Below are 1,420 nucleotides of genomic sequence, written 5' to 3'. Positions count from 1 at the left end.
CTAGTAGTGCTTCGTTAGGTTCGTGTTCTGGGTCTGCTGGTGGTGAGGGGGCGGCCGCAGGTGGTGCAGGTGCCGGTCCAGCACCTCAGCAGGTCCTGGAGGGCGTCGAGGGTCTGGTAGAGGCTGGGGCCGGTGCCGGGGCTTTTGGGTCGTGCCTGCGCAGAGTGAGGAAGGCCTGGGCTGCGGTGACGAGGGTGACGTGGTGGTGCCAGCCTCGCCAGGTGCGGCCCTCGAAGTGGTCCAGTCCCAGGCCGTGCTTGAGCTCGCGGTAGTCGTGCTCGATGCGCCAGCGCATCTTCGCCCACCGCACCAGATCGGCGATCGGTGTGGTGGGCGGCAGGTTCGTTATCCAGTAGTCCGTCGGGGCGTCCTGGTCTTGTGGCCATTCGACGAGGACGGTCTGCAGGGGCAGGACCCCGTCCCACCGGTTGCGGCCGCCGCCCGATTCCTGCGCGGCGGCCAGGGACTGCTTGCCCGCGGGCCTCACCCTCAGCGTCATGAACCGTGAGGTCATCACGCCTTTGCTGCCCCGGCGCCAGGTCACCTTCGTGCACTGCCGGGCACCCGCCTGTGCCGCGAGGACGCAAAGGGCTCGGGGCGGGGTGCGGTAGCGGGCGAGCGTGGGCGGTCCGAGTCCGCTGTAGGCGGGCCGGTGCGGCTCCGTGTCTTCCGGGTGAGCGACTTCCTTCCCGGTCAGCGCGAGGACGTAGGACAGTCCACGCTCCTGGAGACCGAGCCGGAAAGGGGTGCTGACGCCGTAGCCGGCGTCGGCGACCACGACCGGCGCCTTCAACTGCCACTCGTTGAGTGTGTCCAGCAGGCCCAGCGCCAGGCGCCATTTTTCCTGATGGACGACGTTCTCGGGGACGCCTGCCCTGCGGCGGCGGTCAGGCTCGTCAGTCCACTCCCGCGGCAGATACAACTGCCATTGCAGCGGGCAGGAAGCGGCGTCCGTGGCTGCATGAACGCTGACCGCGACCTGGCAGTTCGCCCGTTTCCCGAGTGCTCCGCAGTACTGGCGGGCCACCCCGACCGAGGCTGTGCCGCACTTGGGGAACGACACGTCGTCGATCACCCACACCTCTGGACCGACCACCCGGGTCAGCCGCTCGGCGATCCGCCGCCGAACCGGCAGCGGATCCCACGGAGACTGGTTCACGAACTGCTGCAGGGCCTGCATGTCCCCGTCCGGCAACCGCTCGGCCATCGGCTGGATCGACTTGCGGCGGCCGTCCAGCATCAGACCCCGCAGATAACACTCGCCCTTGGCCCGCTGGTCCTTGCGCGGCACCGAGGCGAACACATCCGCCACGAACAACGCCAACGCCGCCCGTAATCGGTTCACTTCATGCGCATCCACACAAGCCACCATGCTCTTGATCAGCGCAAACGCCAAGACCTAACGAAGCACTACTAGGAG

Annotated in this window: 1 protein-coding gene; it reads right to left on the bottom strand. The window is 68.0% G+C overall.

All coding sequences use genetic code 11. The features are described 5' to 3' along the window. Positions 1-85: 85 nt before the first annotated feature. Positions 86-1,360, bottom strand: coding sequence for an IS701 family transposase (locus tag ACFY3I_RS43555; RefSeq protein ID WP_390866492.1), 1,275 nt, complete (start codon positions 1,358-1,360; stop codon positions 86-88). Positions 1,361-1,420: the final 60 nt, after the last annotated feature.

The organism is Streptomyces sp. NPDC001068, assembly GCF_042897315.1.
In the GTDB taxonomy this organism is placed as follows: domain Bacteria; phylum Actinomycetota; class Actinomycetes; order Streptomycetales; family Streptomycetaceae; genus Streptomyces.
This window is presented reverse-complemented; position numbering and strand designations above follow the sequence as displayed.